Origin of the sequence: Ramlibacter sp. (genome assembly GCF_036383835.1) — a bacterium.
In the GTDB taxonomy this organism is placed as follows: domain Bacteria; phylum Pseudomonadota; class Gammaproteobacteria; order Burkholderiales; family Burkholderiaceae_C; genus Ramlibacter.
Map to the genome: position 1 here is coordinate 16,650 of NZ_DASVNN010000049.1, position 17,952 is coordinate 34,601.

General features: G+C 69.5%; 17 protein-coding genes. 12 read left to right on the forward strand and 5 right to left on the reverse strand.

Annotated features, from left to right (window positions below):
- Positions 1 to 50 precede the first annotated feature (50 nt).
- Together VF522_RS08280 and VF522_RS08285 are read right to left on the reverse strand one after the other, a co-directional pair.
- Positions 51 to 1,769, reverse strand: a complete 1,719-nt coding sequence (locus tag VF522_RS08280; RefSeq protein WP_330907763.1) for an ATP-dependent DNA helicase RecQ — start codon at positions 1,767 to 1,769, stop codon at positions 51 to 53.
- Between the two features lie 4 nt (positions 1,770 to 1,773).
- Complete coding sequence (locus tag VF522_RS08285) at positions 1,774 to 2,118, reverse strand: hypothetical protein (RefSeq protein ID WP_330907764.1); 345 nt, start codon at positions 2,116 to 2,118, stop codon at positions 1,774 to 1,776.
- Positions 2,119 to 2,254: 136 nt separating this feature from the next.
- Here VF522_RS08285 and VF522_RS08290 point away from each other — a divergent pair, with 136 nt between their 5' ends.
- The 9 genes from VF522_RS08290 to VF522_RS08330 all read left to right on the forward strand — a co-directional run bounded on the left by VF522_RS08290 (position 2,255) and on the right by VF522_RS08330 (position 12,182).
- On the forward strand, positions 2,255 to 3,787 hold the full coding sequence (locus VF522_RS08290; RefSeq protein ID WP_330907765.1) for a class I adenylate-forming enzyme family protein: 1,533 nt from the start codon (positions 2,255 to 2,257) through the stop codon (positions 3,785 to 3,787).
- A gap of 73 nt (positions 3,788 to 3,860) precedes the next feature.
- Positions 3,861 to 4,355, forward strand: a complete 495-nt coding sequence (locus VF522_RS08295) for a MarR family transcriptional regulator (RefSeq protein ID WP_330907766.1) — start codon at positions 3,861 to 3,863, stop codon at positions 4,353 to 4,355.
- Positions 4,352 to 5,782 carry an efflux transporter outer membrane subunit gene (locus VF522_RS08300; RefSeq protein ID WP_330907767.1) on the forward strand — a complete coding sequence of 477 codons (1,431 nt, stop codon included), beginning with the start codon at positions 4,352 to 4,354 and terminating at the stop codon, positions 5,780 to 5,782. The genes VF522_RS08295 and VF522_RS08300 overlap by 4 nt, the downstream gene beginning before the upstream one ends.
- Before the next feature lie 14 nt (positions 5,783 to 5,796).
- Positions 5,797 to 7,059 (forward strand): HlyD family efflux transporter periplasmic adaptor subunit, encoded by a 1,263-nt coding sequence (locus VF522_RS08305; protein ID WP_330907768.1) that lies wholly within the window; start codon positions 5,797 to 5,799, stop codon positions 7,057 to 7,059.
- 1 nt (position 7,060) lies between these two features.
- On the forward strand, positions 7,061 to 8,626 hold the full coding sequence (locus VF522_RS08310; protein WP_330907769.1) for a DHA2 family efflux MFS transporter permease subunit: 1,566 nt from the start codon (positions 7,061 to 7,063) through the stop codon (positions 8,624 to 8,626).
- Positions 8,627 to 8,798: 172 nt separating this feature from the next.
- Entirely contained in the window at positions 8,799 to 9,056 is a 258-nt protein-coding gene (locus VF522_RS08315) for a hypothetical protein (protein ID WP_330907770.1), read from the forward strand.
- Positions 9,057 to 9,219: 163 nt separating this feature from the next.
- Positions 9,220 to 9,978 (forward strand): substrate-binding domain-containing protein, encoded by a 759-nt coding sequence (locus VF522_RS08320; RefSeq protein ID WP_330907771.1) that lies wholly within the window; start codon positions 9,220 to 9,222, stop codon positions 9,976 to 9,978.
- 9 nt (positions 9,979 to 9,987) lie between these two features.
- Positions 9,988 to 11,658, forward strand: a complete 1,671-nt coding sequence (locus VF522_RS08325) for a methyl-accepting chemotaxis protein (protein ID WP_330907772.1) — start codon at positions 9,988 to 9,990, stop codon at positions 11,656 to 11,658.
- Positions 11,640 to 12,182, forward strand: coding sequence for a DUF3617 domain-containing protein (locus VF522_RS08330; protein WP_330907773.1), 543 nt, complete (start codon positions 11,640 to 11,642; stop codon positions 12,180 to 12,182). Before VF522_RS08325 ends, VF522_RS08330 begins: the two co-directional genes overlap by 19 nt.
- Positions 12,183 to 12,271: 89 nt before the next feature.
- Here VF522_RS08330 and VF522_RS08335 read toward each other — a convergent pair whose 3' ends face one another.
- Positions 12,272 to 12,964, reverse strand: coding sequence for a YggS family pyridoxal phosphate-dependent enzyme (locus VF522_RS08335; protein WP_330907774.1), 693 nt, complete (start codon positions 12,962 to 12,964; stop codon positions 12,272 to 12,274).
- A 69-nt stretch (positions 12,965 to 13,033) separates the two neighbouring features.
- Here VF522_RS08335 and VF522_RS08340 point away from each other — a divergent pair, with 69 nt between their 5' ends.
- The 3 genes from VF522_RS08340 to VF522_RS08350 all read left to right on the forward strand — a co-directional run bounded on the left by VF522_RS08340 (position 13,034) and on the right by VF522_RS08350 (position 16,288).
- Positions 13,034 to 14,077 (forward strand): type IV pilus twitching motility protein PilT, encoded by a 1,044-nt coding sequence (locus tag VF522_RS08340; RefSeq protein ID WP_330907775.1) that lies wholly within the window; start codon positions 13,034 to 13,036, stop codon positions 14,075 to 14,077.
- A 13-nt stretch (positions 14,078 to 14,090) separates the two neighbouring features.
- On the forward strand, positions 14,091 to 15,227 hold the full coding sequence (locus VF522_RS08345; RefSeq protein ID WP_330907776.1) for a PilT/PilU family type 4a pilus ATPase: 1,137 nt from the start codon (positions 14,091 to 14,093) through the stop codon (positions 15,225 to 15,227).
- A 158-nt stretch (positions 15,228 to 15,385) separates the two neighbouring features.
- A complete protein-coding gene (locus VF522_RS08350; protein WP_330907777.1) occupies positions 15,386 to 16,288 on the forward strand; it encodes an NAD(P)-dependent oxidoreductase in 903 nt (300 codons plus the stop codon).
- A gap of 113 nt (positions 16,289 to 16,401) precedes the next feature.
- Here the strand turns inward: VF522_RS08350 and VF522_RS08355 are convergent, their stop codons facing one another.
- Complete coding sequence (locus tag VF522_RS08355; RefSeq protein WP_330907778.1) at positions 16,402 to 17,154, reverse strand: BON domain-containing protein; 753 nt, start codon at positions 17,152 to 17,154, stop codon at positions 16,402 to 16,404.
- Positions 17,151 to 17,750: a phosphoheptose isomerase gene (locus VF522_RS08360; RefSeq protein WP_330907779.1), complete on the reverse strand. Its 600-nt coding sequence runs from the start codon at positions 17,748 to 17,750 to the stop codon at positions 17,151 to 17,153. The genes VF522_RS08355 and VF522_RS08360 overlap by 4 nt, the downstream gene beginning before the upstream one ends.
- Between the last annotated feature and the right edge of the window lie 202 nt (positions 17,751 to 17,952).

Here is a 17,952-nt window from a genome sequence, read left to right on the forward strand (position 1 = left end):
CCCAGCCTACGAGGGACCGTGACATGTAGGCTGGGGTGCAACCCCAGCGATCAGGCAGCCCGCGCGGAGCGCGAACCTTTCGCCCGCCTCACATACTCCGGCAGGAAACTCCGCCGGCTCCGGTCCGCGAACGCCACGGTGACCTGCGTGGCGCTGGCTTCCTCCACCACGCCGCGGCCGTAGCGGCGCACCTCCACCACGTCTCCGCGGCTGAACACCTGCGTGCCGTTGCTCTCCTCTTCCTGCTCCTCGTCCTCCTTGGGCGCATTCCGCAGCAACTCCTCCACCACCGCCTCGTGCGCCTTGATGCGCCGGCAGTTGTCGCAATGTTCGCAGCGCTCGAACGGCGCTTCGCCCTCCAGGTGCTCCAGCAGCATGCGCCAGCGGCACCGGCCGGTCTGGGCGTAGAACACCATGCGCTCCAGCGCCTCGCGGTCGAGGTCGCGCTTCCTGCCGTAGCCCTCGGTGAGCTCGCGCAGGCGGGTGCCGCTGGCGAGCTTGCCCAGCAGCTTGAGCGTGCCGTCGCGCGCCTGGGCCACGATCCTGTCCTTGCGCAGCAGGCCGAGCGCCACCTGCAGCTTGGTCCGGGGGCGCCCCACTCTCGCCTGCAGCAGCGGCAGCGTCCAGCCGTCGGCTTCCACCGGCGACTGCTGCAGCGCCCGCACGATCGCGTTGGCATCCTCCTCGCCGGGATAGCGCCCGGCCATGAAGAACTGCTGGATCGCCTTGTCGCCGCGCAGGAACAGCAGCGTGCAGCGCGAGAGCTCGCCGTCGCGTCCCGCGCGGCCGGCCTCCTGGTAGTACGCCTCCAGTGTCGCGGGCAACTGGTAGTGCAGCACGAAGCGGATGTCCGGCTTGTCGATGCCGAGGCCGAAGGCGTTGGTGGCGACCATCACGCGCCGCTCGCCGCCCATGAAGGCTTCCTGCGTCGCGGCGCGTTCCGCCGCCGGCAGCTTGCCGTGGTACAGGCCCACGGATTCGCCCGCCGCCTCCAGCGCTTCGCAGACCGCGTGCGCCGCCTTCACCGTGGCGGTGTAGACGATGCCGCTGCCCTGCGTGCCGCGCACGATCTTAAGCACCTGCGCCGTCTTGTCCGCTTCCTTCGCCACCGGCACCACCCGCAGGTCGAGGTTGGGCCGGTAGGCGCTGGTGTTGACGACGCCGTCGCCGGGGATGCCCAGTTGCTCGCAGATGTCCGCGGCGATGTCTTCGGTCGCGGTGGCCGTCAGCGCCAGCACCACCGGCTGGCCCAGGCGCGGCAGCACGTGGCTGATCTCGAGGAAGGCCGGACGGAAATCATGGCCCCAGTGCGAGATGCAATGCGCCTCGTCGATCGCGAGGAGGGCGACGGGATGCGCCAGCAGCATCTCGAGGAAGGCCGGCTCGGCCAGCCGCTCCGGCGTCGTCATGACGATGCGGGCGCTGCCGTCGGCCACGGCCTGTTCCGCCGCGCGCGCCTCCTCGCTGTCGATGGCGCTGTTCATCTGCACCGCGGGGATGCCCAGGTCGCGCAGCGATTCGCACTGGTCCTTCATCAGCGCGATCAGGGGAGAGATCACCACCGTGCGCCCTTCCAGCAGCAGCGCCGGCAATTGGTAGCAGAGGGACTTGCCGGCGCCGGTGGGCATCACGGCCAGGGTCGGCTGCCCCGCGAGCACGCGCTCGATGACGGCGGCCTGTCCCGGCCGCAGCCGCGACAGGCCGAAGGTGTCGCGCAGCACCGCGCGGACCCGCTGCATCGTGGCGGCGGGAGCGGTGCTGCGGCCCATGCGCTCAGCGCTGGCCGTCTTCGGCGTCGCGGTCGGCGATGGCCTCGATGTCGTCGGCGTCGAGGTCGGTCATCTCCATGCTGTCCGGATCGGCCTCCGGGAAGCCCTCGCCTTCGGCGAGGTTCACCACGCGGTCCGGCAGGATGTCGGCGCCTTCGCGCGCGTCGGGCCCCGCCACCGCGCCACGGTCGCCCGTGTGGGTGGAATCGCTGCTGTCGTCGCGGGCCTCGCCCGTGCCGATGGTGTCGCTGCCGGAATCCGAGTTGTCGCTCGGGCCCAGCCGTTCGGCCTCGCGGCCGGCGGGCTGGGAGGGCGCGCTGTCCGCACCCATGATGCTGCTGTAGGCCATCGTTCTCTCCTTGCGAATGGCCACAGTCTCGCGTGCAGCGGTCCAGCATCGCGTCGGCACCGGCACCCGTGCGCTGTCGGACACAGCCGCCCTGGGCAGGGCACTGGCGTACATTGGCTGCAGAACAGGAGACAGCATGACCGCCGCCAACGCCGCGCCCGCGCCCGCGGGCCTGCCGCCTTTCCGCGCGATTCCCGACCTCATCCGCGAACAGGCGCGGGCCCGGCCGGGCCAGCTGGCGCTGAGGCACGCGAACCAGCGGATGGCATGGAGCGAGATGGATCGCGAAGTGGATCGCATCGCGGCGACCCTGCAGCAGCATGGGCTGGCGCCGCGGGACAGCATCGCGATCTGCGGCGCCAACTCGATCCCGTACATGCTGCTGTTCCTCGGCGGCCTGCGCGCGGGGGTCGCGGTCGCGCCGCTGCCCACCGGCGCGACTGCGGAGCAGCTCGCCGGCATGGTGCGCGGCAGCGGTGCCCGCTTCTTCTTCATCGACGGCAGCGTGCCGGAGTTCGACACGGCCGTGCCACGCATCCGCATGGACCTCGCCACCGGCCTGCCGGCCTGGCTCGACGCGGGCGCGGCCGTGCCGCAAGCGGTGGCGGTCCAGCCGGACTGGCCCTTCAACATCATCTATTCCTCGGGCACCACCGGCACGCCCAAGGGCATCGTGCAGCCGCACGGCATGCGCTGGGCGCACGTCGCGCGCGGCGAGAACTACGGCTACGGTCCCGATGCGGTGGCGATGGTCGCCACTTCGCTGTGCTCCAACACCACGCTGGTGTCGGTCTTCCCCTGCCTCGCCAAGGGCGGTGCGGTGGTGATGACCGAGGGCCGCTTCCATCCCCAGGCGTATCTCGAACTCGCGCAGGATGCGCGCGCCACGCACGCGATGCTGGTGCCGGTGCAATACCAGCGGCTGATGGCCTTTCCCGGCTTCGGCCGCTACGACCTGTCGTCCTTCCGCATGAAGTTCTGCACCAGCGCGCCGTTCTCCGCGCAGCTGAAGTCCGACGTGCTGGCGCGCTGGCCCGGCGGCCTGGTGGAGTACTACGGCATGACCGAAGGCGGCGGCACCTGCATCCTGGAGGCGCACCACTTCCCGGACAAGCTGCACACGGTGGGCAAGCCCTCCGAAGGGCACGACATCCGCCTGATCGACGAAGAAGGCCGCGAGCTGCCGCGCGGCGAGATCGGCGAAGTGGTGGGCCGGTCGGGGTCGATGATGACCGGCTACCAGAACCAGCCGGCGAAGACGCGCGAAGCGGAGTGGTACGACCCGCAGGGCCAGCGCTTCATCCGCACCGGCGACGTCGGCCGCTTCGACGAGGACGGCTTCCTCACGCTGATGGACCGCCGCAAGGACATGGTCATCAGCGGCGGCTTCAACATCTACCCGAGCGACCTCGAGGCGGTGCTGCGCGGCCATCCGGCCGTGGCGGACGTGGCGGTGGTCGGCGTGCCGTCCGAGGCCTGGGGCGAATCGCCGGTCGCCTTCGTCGTCGCCGCGGCGGGCGCGCCCACTGCCGGCGAACTGCGCGCCTGGGCCAACGAGCGCCTGGGCAAGACGCAGCGCCTGGCCGACCTGCGCTACCTGGACGAGCTGCCGCGCAGCGACATCGGCAAGGTGCTCAAGCGCCAGCTGCGCGACCGGTACCGTCCCTGATCCTTCCCGCGAGCTGACTGCCCGGGCAGTCTCGGCCTTGACAGTATTTGCCTAGGCAAGTATATTCCGCGGCATGGCCACCCGATCTCCCTCCGCCTTCTACCGGCCGGACCAGTACCAGCCCAGCGAGAGCGCCGCCTACATGATGCGGCGCATCATCAACCTGCTGGCGGCCGAAGTGGACGCGGCGCTGGAGCCGCGCGGGCTGACCAGCGCGCAATGGATGCCGCTGCTCAAGCTGCATCTCGGGGAGGCGTCGACCGTCGCCGAGCTCGCGCGCAATTGCCAGCTGGACACCGGCGCGATGACGCGCCTGCTGGACCGGCTGGAAGGCAAGGGCCTGATCGCGCGCGTGCGCTCGTCCGAGGACCGCCGCGTGGTCAATCTCGAACTCACGCCCGACGGCCGCGAGGCCGCGAAACAGATCCCCGAGGTGCTCTGCTACGTGCAGAACGCCTTCCTGCAGGGCTTCAGCACCGAGGAATGGCAGCAGCTGAAAGAGCTGCTGCGCCGCGTCCTCGCCAACGGCATGGCGCTGCAGGAAGAAAGAAAGCAGGAAACCCCATGACGTCCCCGTTCCCCGGCCGGCGGCTCGCTGGCCTCGCCGCTGCATTGCTGCTCGCCGGTTGCGCCAGCACCTCCGGCATCGCGCCCGAAGCCAAGCTGCGCGAAGGCCCGCTGCCCGCGGCCGCCACCAGCGAATCCGTGCCCGCCGTCTCCAGCCAGTGGTGGCGCGAGTTCGGCGACGCGCAGCTCGACGCTCTCGTCGAAGAAGCCCTGCGCGGCAATCCCAACCTGGGCGTGGCGCGTGCCCGCCTGCGCCGCGCGCAAGCGGTGAGCGAAGTGGCCAACGCGGCATCGCTGCCGCAGTTGAACGGCGCGCTGGACCTCACGCGCCAGCGCTACACCGAGAACGGCGCGGTGCCCAGGCCGCTGGCCGGCTCGATCCGCGAAAGCGGCACGCTGCAGCTGAACGCCAGCTGGGAGCTGGACTTCTTCGGCAAGAACCAGGCGGCGCTGGATGCGGCGCTCGGTTCGGCCAAGGCGGCGGAAGCCGACCTGGCGGCCGCGCGCATCGTGCTCGCCAGCAATGTCGCGCGCACCTACTTCCAGGAAGTGCGCCTGCAGGAGCAGCTTGCCGTGGCGCGCCGCACGCTCGCCCAGCGCGAGGAGCAGCTGAAACTGGTGCGCCAGCGCGTCGGCGCCGGCCTCGACACCAACCTGGAGCTGCGGCAAAGCGAAGGCGCCTTGCCGGAAGCGCGCCAGCAGGTGGAAGCCGTGCAGGAGCAGGCCCAGCTCACGCGCAACGCGCTCGCCGCGCTGGTCGGCAAGCCGGAAGTGCCCGCCGTCGGCGCGCTGCCCGCCATGGCCAAGCTGCAAGGCGGCACCGCGGTGCCGGCGCTGCCGGCCGACCTGCTGGGTCGCCGCCCCGACATCGCCGCCGCGCGCTGGCGCGTCGAGGCCGCGGGCAAGGACGTGAAGAGCGCGAAGGCGCAGTTCTATCCGAGCGTCAACCTGGTTGCCTTCGTCGGCCTCTCCAGCATCGGCCTCGACAAGCTGCTGGACCTGGGCAGCACGCAATGGGGCGCGGGCCCGGCGCTGCGCCTGCCGATCTTCGACGCCGGCCGGCTGCGCGCCAACCTGCGCGGCAAGACCGCCGACCTCGATGCCGCCGTCGAGAGCTACAACGGCGCCGTGCTGGAAGCCGTGCGGGAAACCGCCGACGCGGTGACGTCGCTGCAATCGATCGGCCGCCAGCAAGCCGAGCAGCACCAGGCCGAATCGGCCGCCGACGGCGCCTACGACATCGCGGTGCAGCGTTACCGCGCCGGCCTCGGCACCTACCTGCACGTGCTTTCGGCGGAGTCCGCCGTGCTGAACCAGCGGCGCCTCGGCGTCGACCTCGCCGCCCGCGCGCTCGATGCCCGCGTGTCCCTCTATCGCGCGCTCGGCGGCGGCTACGCCGCCGAAGGCGCCACCGTCGCCGCCCACTGAAACCGGAACCGATCATGAGCGAACAACAAGCCGTCGCCGCGCCGCAGGGCGCCAATCCCAAGCGCAAGAAGGCGCTGATCGCCCTGGCCTCCGCAGTCGCCGTCGCCGGCCTCGGCTGGGGCGCCTACGAGTGGCTGGTCGCCAGCCACTACGAGGGCACCGACAACGCCTACGTGCAGGGCAACGTCATCCAGATCACGCCGCAGGTCGGCGGCACGGTGATGTCGATCCACGCCGACGACACCGACTTCGTGCGGGCCGGCCAGCCGCTCGTGAAGCTGGACCCCGCCGATGCGAAGGTGGCGCTGGAGCAGGCGGAAGCGGCGCTCGGCCAGACCGTGCGCCAGGTGCGCACGCTCTATGCCAACAACGGCTCGCTGGCCGCGCAGGTGTCGCTGCGCGAAGCCGACATCGCCAAGGCGCAGGCCGAGATCGCGCGCGCGCAGGACGACTACAACCGGCGCGCGGCGCTGGTGGGCGGCGGCGCGGTGTCGCGCGAGGAGCTGAACCATGCGCAGACGCAGTTGAACAGTGCACGCGCCGCGTTGTCCGCGGCGCAGGCCGGCGTGGTGGGCGCGCGGCAGCAGCTCGCCAGCAACCAGGCCATGACCTCCGGCACCGACGTCGAGCAGCATCCGCAGGTGCAGGCTGCCGCCGCCAAGGTGCGCGAAGCCTGGCTCGCGCAGCAGCGCGCCGTGCTGGTCGCGCCGGTGGACGGCTACGTCGCCAAGCGCACGGTGCAGCTGGGCCAGCGCGTCGCCGCCGGCGCGCCGCTGCTGTCCATCGTGCCGCTGAACCAGGTGTGGGTGGATGCGAACTTCAAGGAAGTGCAGCTGCGCAAGCTGCGCATCGGCCAGCCGGTGACGCTCACCGCCGACCTGTACGGCAAGCGTGTCGAATACAAGGGCACGATCGCCGGCCTCGGCGTCGGCACCGGAGCTGCCTTCTCGCTGCTGCCGGCGCAGAACGCCACCGGGAACTGGATCAAGGTGGTGCAGCGCGTGCCCGTGCGCGTGGCGCTCGATGCGAAGCAGCTGCAATCCAATCCGCTGCGGGTCGGCCTGTCGATGGACGCGACGGTGGACGTGAGTAAGCAGGACGGCAAGACGCTCGCCGACGTGCCGCGCGCCGCCGCCGTCGCGCAGACGCAGGTGTTCGAATCGCAGGACGACGGCGCCGACGCCGAAGTGCGCCGCGTGATCGCCCTCAACGGCGCCGCGGCCCGCACGCCGGTGCGCCTGCTCGCCCACGGCGCCGGCCCGGACAGGCAGCATTGAAATGAGCGCCGCCGCCGGCCAAGCGCTCCCGCCGCCGCCGCTGGAAGGCTCGGCGCGGATGTGGGGCACGATCGCGCTGTCCGCCGCCACGTTCATGAACGTGCTGGACACCTCGATCGCCAACGTGTCGCTGCCCGCCATCGCGGGCGACCTCGGCGTCAGCCCCAACCAGGGCACCTGGGTCATCACCAGCTTCGCGGTGGCCAACGCCATCGCGGTGCCGCTCACCGGCTGGCTGTCGCAGCGCTTCGGGCAGGTGCGCCTGTTCGTCGCCAGCGTGATCCTGTTCGTGATCGCCTCCTGGCTGTGCGGGCTGGCGCCCAGCATGCCGCTGCTGATCGCCGCGCGCGCGCTGCAGGGCTTCGTCGCCGGGCCGATGATCCCGCTGTCGCAGTCGCTGCTGCTGGCGAGTTATCCACGCGCGCTCGCCGGACTCGCGATGGCGATGTGGGCGATGACGACGCTGGTCGCGCCGGTGATGGGACCGCTGCTGGGCGGCTGGATCACCGACAACATCGCGTGGTCCTGGATCTTCTACATCAACATCCCGGTGGGCATCCTCGCCGCGCTGGCGTCCTGGGGCATCTACCGCAAGCGCGAATCGGTGCGGCGCAAGCTGCCGATCGACGGCGTGGGCCTCGGGCTGCTGGTGCTGTGGATCGCCGCGCTGCAGATGATGCTGGACCTGGGCAAGGAGCACGACTGGTTCCAGTCGCCGCTGATCGTGGGGCTGGCGGTGGCCGCGGTGGTGGGCTTCGCCTTCTTCCTGATCTGGGAGCTGACCGACGCTCATCCGGTGGTGGACCTGCGCCTGTTCGCGCGGCGCAACTTCTGGGCCGGCACGCTCACCACCTCGGTGGCCTACGGCCTGTTCTTCGGCAACGTGGTGCTGCTGCCGCTGTGGCTGCAGCAGTTCATGGGCTACACCGCCACCGACGCCGGCATGGTGATGGCGCCGGTCGGGCTGCTCGCGCTGGTGCTGTCGCCGGTGGTCGGCAAGACGGTGGGCAAGGTGGATCCGCGCAAGTACGCCACCTTCGCCTTCATCGTGTTCGGCCTGGTGCTGTGGATGCGCTCGCACTTCAACACGCAGGCGGACTTCACCACCATCCTGGTGCCCACCGTCATCCAGGGCGTGGCGATGGCCTTCTTCTTCATCCCGCTGATGACGATCACGATGTCGGGACTGACGCCGGACCGCATGCCGGCGGCCTCGGGCCTGACCAACTTCGTGCGCATCACGGCCGGCGCGATCGGCACTTCGATCTCGACCACGCTGTGGGAGAGCCGGGCCGCGCTGCACCACGCGCAACTGGCCGAGGCGGTCGCGCCCGGCAACCAGGCGGCGCAGGCTGCGATCGCGGGACTGCAGGCGTCGGGCCTCACGCCCGAGCAGGCCCTGGCGCAGGTGAACCGGCTGGTGGACCAGCAGGCCTTCATGCTGGCGGCCAACGACATCTTCTGGCTGTCGGCGCTGCTCTTCCTGGGCCTGATCCCGCTGGTGTGGCTGACCCATCCGCAAGGCGGCGGCGCCGGGGGCAGCGAGGCCGCGGCCGGCGCGCACTGAAGAGGCAGCCCGTACGCGCGCCGCTGACACGGCGTCGGCGCAAGTCCGTGGCCGCGGCCGCCTGTTCCGACGCGAGGCTCGGCGCTTCGCGCGGCCCGGAGGGCTCCACGCCCCACAGGCCGGCCCCGGGCCATGACGCATTCTTGCTGGCGAACCCCCAGGGAGATGCTCCATGAAATACATGCACAAGGCCATCTGGCAGTCCGACGGCAACCTCGTCATCCGCGGCAACACCCGCGCCCTGCTGTTCCGTGCGCTGGAAGACCTGCGTGCCGACCTGGCCCGGCGCGAGGACGGCGATGAACTGAAGCGCACGCTGCAGGCCCTGCACGACGTGCTGGGTGCCTACGACGGCAAGCTGCCCAGCTCCACCGACCTGCTCGGCGACCCGGTCAAGGAACGCGTCTCGCGCAATCTGCTTAGGTGCTGAGCCTGGGGAGGGCGCACGAACTGCGCCGTTCTGTGTACTTTTAGGCACGTGTAGACCGTCCGGAGGCTTGCCAAGACCGGAATCCGTCACAGAAACTCGAGCGCATCGAAACATACGGTTACGTTCCGCTTTCCTGCGGGCGGCCGTCTCCCTGGAGGATTCGATGCGCTCCATTTCCGGATTGGTCCTGGCGGCTTCCGTGCTGGTCGGCACTGCGCACGCGCAGGCGCTCGAGATCGGCGGGTCCACCGTCGTCGTCAAGGACACCCTGCAGCCGGCTGCGGCCGGCATCAAGGAAACCACCGGCATCGACATCAAGCCGCTCGGCATGGGCTCGGGCCGAGGAATGGTGTCCCTGTTCGAAGGGAAGATCGCGATCGCCGCGGTCAGCGAGTCGCTGGAAGAGGCGACCGCATCGGCGCGCACCACCCTCGACGAGATCGGCAGCAAGGCCAGGGTCCCGGGCAACCTCGTCTATCACGAGATCGGCCGCGACCGCATTTCCGTCTTCCTGCACAAGGACAACCCGGTCGGCAGCCTCACGCGCGCCCAGATGAAGGACATCTTCACCGGCAGGGTGCGCAACTGGAAGGACGTCGGCGGCACCGACCTGCCGATCAAGGTGTTCCTCAGCAGCCCCGGCAGCGGCACCCGCGCCACTTTCCAGAAGCTGGCCATGGACGGCGCCGACTACACGGCCGATGCCACCGACTTCCGCAGCAGCCTCGCCTCGGTGGTCGAGGTCGGCAAGGAAAAGGGCGGTGTCGCGGTGGCCGGCCCCTCGCTGCTGGACGACGCCAGGTCGCCCCATCTGAAGATCGCGAACACGCCGCCGGTGGAGCGGCCGATCGCGCTGGTGACCGTGGGCAGGCCGTCCGAGCCGGCGCAGAAGGTCATCGACTACTTCCGCAAGAAGAAGTAGCGGGTGCCCATGAAGCTCCTGCGTTCGCGCGGCATCGCGCTGCGGCTGGTGGCCGGCTTCGGCCTGGTGCTCGTGCTGCTGCTGGCGGTTGCGACCGTGAGCCTGCTGCAGTTGCAGGGCATGCAGGAGCAGGCCGACCAGCTGGTGGTGCAGAACATCGGCATGCTCGATGCGCTCGGCCGCATGCAGGAGACCGCCTCCGAACGATCGCTGCTGCTGCGCGACCTGGTGCTCAACGACAGCCTGAAGGCGCAGAAGGAAGTCACCCAGAAGCTCAAGGCCAACAACAAGGTGCTGGCCGAGACCTCCAGCCGCCTGGCCGACGTGGCCGACAGCTTCGCGGTGGGCGAGGCACGCCAGGCCGTGCTGCGCATCAGCGAGCTGTCGGAGCGCACCGATGCGGTGGAGAAGGCCGTGCTCGACAAGGTGTCCGAGGCGCGCTTCGACGAGGCCAAGGCGCTGCTGTCCGAGGCGCTGACCCCGCAGCACCAGGCGATGAACAAGCTGCTGCGCGAATCCTTCACCGCGACGATGGGCGAGGCGAATCGCTCCGTCGAACGCAACCGCGTGCAGAACCGGCTGATGCTGGTGTTGATCGGCTGCGGCACGCTGGCCGCGCTGCTGGCCGGCGCGGCGATCGCCTTCCTCACTTCCCGCAGCATCGTGCGGCCGGTGGCGCAGGCCAGGGGGGCCACGCTGCAGATGGCCGAGGGCGACCTCACCCATGCCCTGGGCAACCGCTCGCGCGACGAGGTGGGCGCGCTGGTGGAGGCGCTCGAATGGATGCGCCGCGCGCTGGCCGGCGCGGTGTCCGACATCCGCCTCGCGGCGGACCGCGTGCGTGGCGGCGCCCAGGAGATCGAGGAGGGCAGCAGCTCGCTCGCGGCGCGCACCGAGGAACAGGCGGCGAGCCTGGAAGAGACCGCCTCCAGCATGGAGCAGTTCACCGCCACCGTGCAGCAGAACGCGCAGAGCGCGGGGCAGGCGAGCGCGCTGGCGCGCGACACCTCCGAAGTCGCCACGCGGGGCGGCGCGGCGGTGCGGGAGGTGGTGGAGACCATGCGCGGCATCCATGCCGCCTCGACGCGCATCGGCGACATCGTCGGCCTGATCGACAGCATCGCCTTCCAGACCAACATCCTGGCGCTCAACGCCGCGGTGGAAGCCGCGCGCGCCGGCGAGCAGGGCCGCGGCTTCGCCGTGGTGGCCGCGGAGGTGCGTTCGCTGGCGCAGCGCTCGGCACAGGCGGCCCGCGAGATCAAGGACCTGATCGCCGACTCCACCCGCCGCGTCGGCGGCGGCGTGCAGCAGGTGGAGGTGGCCGGCCGCACGATGGAGGAGATCGTGGCGTCGGCGGAGAAGGTGAGCCTGCTGGTGACGGAGATCGCGCAGGCCAGCTCGGAGCAGCTCTCGGGCATCGAGCAGGTGAATCGCGCCATCGCGCAGATGGACGGCAATACGCAACGCAATGCCACCGTGGTGCAGCAGGCGGCCGATGCGGCGCGGCAGATGGCGGCGCAGGCCGCGGTGCTGGTGGAGGCCGTTGCGAGGTTCAAGGTGGGGGCCGAAGCAAAGGCCGTGGTGGGCCAGGCGCAACTGCCGGCAGTAGCTTTCGCGCTCCGGGGTCGGCAGAATCTCCGCATTCAAGGAGACCCACCACCATGCGCATCCCGTCCCTGATCGCCTGCGGCGTGCTCGCCGCGGCCTGCCTGCCCGCCTCGGCCCAGTCCATGAAGCCCGGTTTGTGGGAAATCCACAACAAGATGCAGGGCGGAGAAATGGACGCCGCGATGGCCCAGATGCAGCAGCAGATGGCGCAGATGTCGCCCGCGGAGCGCAAGCAAATGGAGGCGATGATGGGCAAGCAGGGCGTGCGCATGGCGCCCTCCGGCGGCGCGATGGCCGTGCAGGTGTGCATGACCAAGGAGATGGTGGAGCGCAACGATCCGCCGATGCAGGACGGCTGCAAGGTCACCCGGAACCAGCGCAGCGGCAACACGCACAAGTTCGCCTTCGCCTGCAGCAACCCGCCTTCGAGCGGCGAGGGCCAGGTGAGCTACCAGGGGCCCGAGGCGTACACGAGCAGGATGACGGTGAAGAGCACCACCGGCGGCAAGACCGACACCACCACCATGGAAGGCAGCGGCAAGTGGCTGAAGGCGGATTGCGGCAGCGTGAAGCCGATGCAGGCGCCGAAGAAATAAGCCCCGTCACCCCCGCGCAGGCGGGGGCCCGGGACGCCGCGCAGCGCCTGCCCGGATGCCCTGGATCCCCGCCTCCGCGGGGATGACGTCTACTGCTTCGCCGGCCGCGCCCCGAAGATCGCCGTGCCCACGCGCACCATCGTGCTGCCCGCGTGGATCGCCGCTTCGAGATCCGAGGTCATCCCCATGGAGAGCGTGTCGAGCGGCAGCCCCGCTTCGCGCAGCCGGTCGAACAGCTGCCGGGCCTGCCGGTGCACCGCCAGTTGCGCGTCGAACTCCGGCGCCGGTTCCGGGATCGTCATCAGGCCTCGCAGCTTCAGCCGCGGCAGTGAATCCAGCTCGCGCGCCAGCGCCAGCGCCTCGTCCGGCGCCACGCCGGATTTGCCCGGACCGCCGTCGATGTTCACCTGGATGCAGATGTCCAGCGGCGGCAGGCCTTCCGGCCGCTGTTCCGACAGGCGCTGCGCGATCTTCAGGCGGTCGATGGTGTGGGCCCAGTCGAAATGCGTGGCCACCAGCCGCGTCTTGTTGCTCTGGATCGGGCCGATGCAATGCCATTGCAGCGGCAGGTCGGCGAGCAGCGCCTGTTTTTCCACGGCCTCCTGGATGTAGTTCTCGCCGAAGGCCGTCGCGCCCGCTGCGTGGGCGTCGCGCACGGCGTCGGGTCCGTACGTCTTGGCCACGGCGAGCAGCGTGACTTCGTTCACGTCGCGTCCCGCGGCCGCACAGGCCCTGGCGATCCGCCCGCGCACGCTCTGGAGGTTCACTGCAATCGTCGTCATAATGGACCAGCAACTGCGAAGGGGCGCGCCCCCTCGTTGGGACCAGAAAAGAGAAGAGGAAGAGGGACCGTGGATATTACCCAGCTGCTGGCCTTCAGCGTGAAGAACAAGGCGTCGGACCTGCACCTGTCGGCGGGCCTGCCGCCCATGATCCGCGTGCACGGCGACGTGCGCCGCATCAACGTCGACCCCATGGACCACAAGCAGGTCCATGCGATGGTGTACGACATCATGAGCGACAGCCAGCGCAAGCAGTACGAGGAATTCCTCGAGTGCGACTTCTCGTTTGAGATCGAGGGCCTGGCGCGTTTCCGCGTGAACGCCTTCAACCAGAACCGCGGCGCCGGCGCCGTGTTCCGGACGATCCCCTCGAAGATCCTCACGCTGGAACAGCTGAACGCGCCGAAGATCTTCGCCGACCTCGCGCTGAAGCCGCGCGGCATGGTGCTGGTGACGGGCCCCACGGGCTCGGGCAAGTCGACCACGCTGGCGGCGATGATCAACCACCTGAACGAGACCGAGTACGGCCACATCCTGACGGTGGAGGACCCGATCGAATTCGTGCACGAGTCCAAGAAGTGCCTGGTGAACCAGCGCGAAGTGGGCCCGATGACGCTGTCGTTCTCCAACGCGCTGCGCTCGGCGCTGCGGGAGGACCCGGACTGCATCCTCGTGGGCGAAATGCGCGACCTGGAGACGATCCGCCTGGCGATGACCGCGGCGGAAACCGGCCACCTGGTGTTCGGCACGCTGCACACCTCGAGCGCCGCCAAGACCATCGACCGGATCATCGACGTGTTCCCGGCCGAGGAAAAGGAAATGGTCCGCGCGATGTTGTCCGAGTCGCTGCAGGCCGTGGTCTCGCAGACGCTGTGCAAGACCAAGGACGGCAACGGCCGGGTGGCGGCGCACGAGATCATGCTCGGCACCTCCGCCATCCGCAACCTGATCCGCGAAGCCAAGGTGGCGCAGATGTACTCGGCGATCCAGACCGGCAACAGCGTCGGCATGCAGACGCTGGACCAGAACCTGTCCGATCTGGTGAAACGAAACATGATCTCCGCCGCCGAAGCCCGCGCCAAGGCCAAGATCCCCGAGAATTTCCCAGGATAAGGAGCGCCCCTCGATGGAACGCGACCAGGCATCCAAGTTCATCAACGACCTGCTGAAGCTCATGGTCGGCCGCAACGGCTCCGACCTGTTCATCACGGCCGACTTTCCGCCGGCGATCAAGGTGGACGGCAAGGTCACCAAGGTCTCGCCGCAGCCGCTCAATGGCTCGCACACGCTGGCACTGGCCCGTTCGATCATGAACGACAAGCAGGCGGCGGAGTTCGAGCGCACCAAGGAGTGCAACTTCGCGATCTCGCCGCCCAGCGTCGGCCGCTTCCGCGTCAACGCCTTCGTGCAGCAGGGCAAGGTCGGCATGGTGCTGCGGGTGATCCCGCAGATCCTTCCGACCATCGACGGCCTGGGCGTGCCGCAGGTGCTCAAGGAAGTGGTGATGTCCAAGCGCGGCCTGGTGGTGCTGGTGGGCGCCACGGGTTCGGGCAAGTCGACCACGCTCGCCGCCATGATCGACTGGCGCAACGAGCAGAGCTACGGCCACATCATCACGATCGAGGACCCGGTGGAATTCGTGCACCCGCACAAGAACTGCGTGGTGACGCAGCGCGAGGTGGGCCTCGACACCGACAGCTGGGAAGCCGCGCTGAAGAACACGCTGCGGCAGGCGCCCGACGTGATCCTGATGGGCGAGATCCGCGACCGCGAGACGATGGAGCACGCGATCGCCTTCGCCGAAACCGGCCACCTGTGCATGGCGACGCTGCACGCCAACAGCGCCAACCAGGCACTCGACCGCGTGATCAACTTCTTCCCGGAAGAGCGCCGTCCGCAGCTGCTGATGGACTTGTCGCTGAACCTCAAGTCCTTCGTGTCGCAGCGCCTGATCCCCAAGCAGGACGGCAAGGGCCGCGGCGCGGCGGTGGAGATCCTGCTGAACACGCCGCTGATCTCCGACCTGATCTTCAAGGGCGAAATCACCGAGATCAAGGAGATCATGAAGAAGAGCCGCAACCTCGGCATGCAGACCTTCGACCAGGCGCTGTTCGACCTGTACGAGAGCAACGTCGTCAGCTACGAGGACGCCCTGCGCAACGCCGACTCGGTGAACGACCTGCGGCTGCAGATCAAGCTCAATTCGCAGCGCGCGAAGTCGCAGGACCTGTCGGCGGGGACGGAGCACCTGGCGATCGTTTGATCGACAAGCCAAACAACCGGACGCAGAGGACGCGGAGATTTCGCAGAGGACGCAAAAGAGGCCTTTCGTTGAAGTGCTTTGCGTCCTCTGCGTGACCTTTGCGTCCTCTGCGTCCGGTTGTTGGCTTCTGCTCGGCGGCGACTGATAAAGTCGCCCGCATGGCGAGCACCAATCCCAAAACCTACGAATCCACCCCCGCGCGCAAGGTCGCCTTCCTCGGCCTGGGCGTGATGGGCTTTCCCATGGCCGGCCACCTGGCGCTGGCCGGTCATCGCGTCACGGTCTACAACCGCAATCCCGACAAGCGCGCCGCCTGGAGCAAGGAGTTCGCCGGCGCCGCTGCCCCGACGCCGCGCGAGGCGGTGGCCGATTGCGACCTGGTGTTCTGCTGCGTCGGCAACGACGACGACCTGCGCTCGGTGGCGCTGGGCGAGCAGGGGGCCTTCGCCGGCATGAAGAAGGGCGCGGTCTTCGTCGACCACACGACGGCCTCGGCCGACGTCGCGCGCGAGCTCTCCGCCGAGGCGCGCCAGCGCGGCCTGCAGTTCGTCGACGCGCCGGTGTCCGGCGGCCAGGCGGGCGCGCAGAACGGCGTGCTCACCGTGATGTGCGGCGGCGACGCGGCGGCATTCGAGGCGGCCAGGCCGGTGGCGATGGCTTTCTCCCGCGCATTCACGCTGCTGGGCGCGAGCGGCTCGGGCCAGCTCGCGAAGATGGTGAACCAGGTCGCGATCGCCGGCCTGGTGCAGGGCTTGTCCGAAGCCATCGCCTTCGGCACGAAGGCGGGGCTGGACATGGAGCAGGTGCTCGAGGTGATCGGCAAGGGCGCGGCCCAGAGCTGGCAGATGGACAACCGCGGCAAGACCATGATCGCCGACAAGTTCGACTTCGGCTTCGCGGTGGACTGGATGCGCAAGGACCTCGGCCTGGTGCTGGACGAGGCGAGGCGCAACGGCGCGCGGCTGCCGGTGACGGCGCTGGTGGACCAGTTCTACGCCGACGTGCAGACGCTGGGCGGGAATCGCTGGGATACGTCGAGCCTGATCAAGCGGCTGCGATAAGAGCCCGTCATCCCCGCGCAGGCGGGGAACCAGAGCATTGAAAACCAAAGCCCCGCGTTGCGGGGCTTTTTCATGGAAGCGCTGGATCCCCGCCTGCGCGGGGATGACGGTACTCAACGCACCGGCGTCGCCACCGCACCGCCGCTCGCGGGCGGTTGCGCCTGCGCCGCCGGCGTCACCGCCGCCGGTGCGGGCGCAGTGGCCGCCGGCGCGACCGTCGCCCGCGGCGCGGCCGATTCGCCCGGCACGTTCACGCCTGCCGCGCGCAGGTCGTCCGCGCTCGCCACTTCGAAGATGCGCACCACGCGCTGCACGCCGCCGATCTGGCGCGCGATGCTGGTCGCGCGGTCGGCCTCGCGCGGGGTCACGCGGCCCATCAGGTACACGGTGCTGCGCTCCGTGACCACCTTGAAGGCATTGGCCTGCAGGTCCTGCGCGTCGACCAGCGAGGCGCGGATCTTGGTGGTGATCAGCGTGTCGCTGGAGCGCTGCGGCAGCGTCGTGGGCGACATCGCCGCGAGCTCGTTGACCACGGACTTCACGTTGTCGACGCGCGCGGCGATCTGCTCGGCCTGCTGCTTCATCGGCTCGCTGGCCACCTCGCCGGTCATCAGCACCTGGCGGTTGTAGCTGGTGATGTTGATGTGCGCGCGGTCGCCGAACGCCTCGCGCAGCCGCGCGTTGGAGCGCAGCTCGATCGCCTCGTCGTCGATCTGCGCGCCGGAGCTGCGGCGGTCGGTGACCATCAGCGCGGTGCCGACGGCGGCGCCGCCCACGAGCAAGGGTGCGCAGCCGGCGAGGGTGGTCGCGAGCAGCGCCGCGGCGAGCGCGGCGACGGGGAAGGAGGAGGGCAGCTTCACGTTCATGCGTTGGGGTCCTGGTCGCCGAGGAGTTGCGCATCCACGCCGTCGCAGATGCAGTGGATCGCGAGGATGTGGACTTCCTGGATGCGGGCGGTGCGCTCGTGCGGCACGCAGATGTGCACGTCGGTCTCGCGCAGCACGCTGTTCATCTTGCCGCCGCCGCGCCCGGTGAGCGCGATCACGGTCATCTCGCGTTCGTGCGCCGCCTCGATCGCGGCGAGCACGTTGGCGGAGTTGCCGCTGGTGGTGATCGCGAGCAGCACGTCGCCCGCCTGTCCCAGCGCCCGCACCTGCTTGGAGAAGATGCGGTTGTAGTCGTAGTCGTTCGCCACCGCGGTGAGGATCGAGGTGTCGGTGGTGAGTGCGATGGCTCCGAGTTCGGGGCGCTCGCGTTCGAAGCGGCCCACGAACTCCGCGGAGAAGTGCTGCGCGTCGGCGGCGGAACCGCCGTTGCCGCAGGCAAGCACCTTGCCCCCGCTGGTCACGCAGGCAAGCACGGCCTGCACGGCCTGCGCGATGGGTTTGCTGAGGGTCTGCGCGGCCTGGTACTTCAGGTCCGCGCTGTCGATGAAGTTCTGCTGTATGCGTTGCTCGAGCATGGCCCATACATGATACCGCCGTGTCCCGGCGTGAAAAATGTCTGTTCGATGAGCCCTGGGTGAACGACCGGTTACTCGTGTTCCCGCGATGTTTCCGCAAGCACTGCAGGTGTAGTCCCTATCGGACGATCATGGGCAGGAATGACCGACGCCGTGGCGGACGTGACCCGACACGAGGTCCCGCGCAGAACTGACTTCGCGG

Excerpts from the sequence above, each read along its gene's own strand:
- VF522_RS08280 (WP_330907763.1), bottom strand. The coding sequence starts at position 1,769 with ATGGGCCGCAGCACCGCTCCCGCCGCCACGATGCAGCGGGTCCGCGCG.
- VF522_RS08285 (WP_330907764.1), bottom strand. The coding sequence starts at position 2,118 with ATGGCCTACAGCAGCATCATGGGTGCGGACAGCGCGCCCTCCCAGCCC.
- VF522_RS08290 (WP_330907765.1), top strand. The coding sequence starts at position 2,255 with ATGACCGCCGCCAACGCCGCGCCCGCGCCCGCGGGCCTGCCGCCTTTC.
- VF522_RS08295 (WP_330907766.1), top strand. The coding sequence starts at position 3,861 with ATGGCCACCCGATCTCCCTCCGCCTTCTACCGGCCGGACCAGTACCAG.
- VF522_RS08300 (WP_330907767.1), top strand. The coding sequence starts at position 4,352 with ATGACGTCCCCGTTCCCCGGCCGGCGGCTCGCTGGCCTCGCCGCTGCA.
- VF522_RS08305 (WP_330907768.1), top strand. The coding sequence starts at position 5,797 with ATGAGCGAACAACAAGCCGTCGCCGCGCCGCAGGGCGCCAATCCCAAG.
- VF522_RS08310 (WP_330907769.1), top strand. The coding sequence starts at position 7,061 with ATGAGCGCCGCCGCCGGCCAAGCGCTCCCGCCGCCGCCGCTGGAAGGC.
- VF522_RS08315 (WP_330907770.1), top strand. The coding sequence starts at position 8,799 with ATGAAATACATGCACAAGGCCATCTGGCAGTCCGACGGCAACCTCGTC.
- VF522_RS08320 (WP_330907771.1), top strand. The coding sequence starts at position 9,220 with ATGCGCTCCATTTCCGGATTGGTCCTGGCGGCTTCCGTGCTGGTCGGC.
- VF522_RS08325 (WP_330907772.1), top strand. The coding sequence starts at position 9,988 with ATGAAGCTCCTGCGTTCGCGCGGCATCGCGCTGCGGCTGGTGGCCGGC.
- VF522_RS08330 (WP_330907773.1), top strand. The coding sequence starts at position 11,640 with ATGCGCATCCCGTCCCTGATCGCCTGCGGCGTGCTCGCCGCGGCCTGC.
- VF522_RS08335 (WP_330907774.1), bottom strand. The coding sequence starts at position 12,964 with ATGACGACGATTGCAGTGAACCTCCAGAGCGTGCGCGGGCGGATCGCC.
- VF522_RS08345 (WP_330907776.1), top strand. The coding sequence starts at position 14,091 with ATGGAACGCGACCAGGCATCCAAGTTCATCAACGACCTGCTGAAGCTC.
- VF522_RS08350 (WP_330907777.1), top strand. The coding sequence starts at position 15,386 with ATGGCGAGCACCAATCCCAAAACCTACGAATCCACCCCCGCGCGCAAG.
- VF522_RS08355 (WP_330907778.1), bottom strand. The coding sequence starts at position 17,154 with ATGAACGTGAAGCTGCCCTCCTCCTTCCCCGTCGCCGCGCTCGCCGCG.
- VF522_RS08360 (WP_330907779.1), bottom strand. The coding sequence starts at position 17,750 with ATGCTCGAGCAACGCATACAGCAGAACTTCATCGACAGCGCGGACCTG.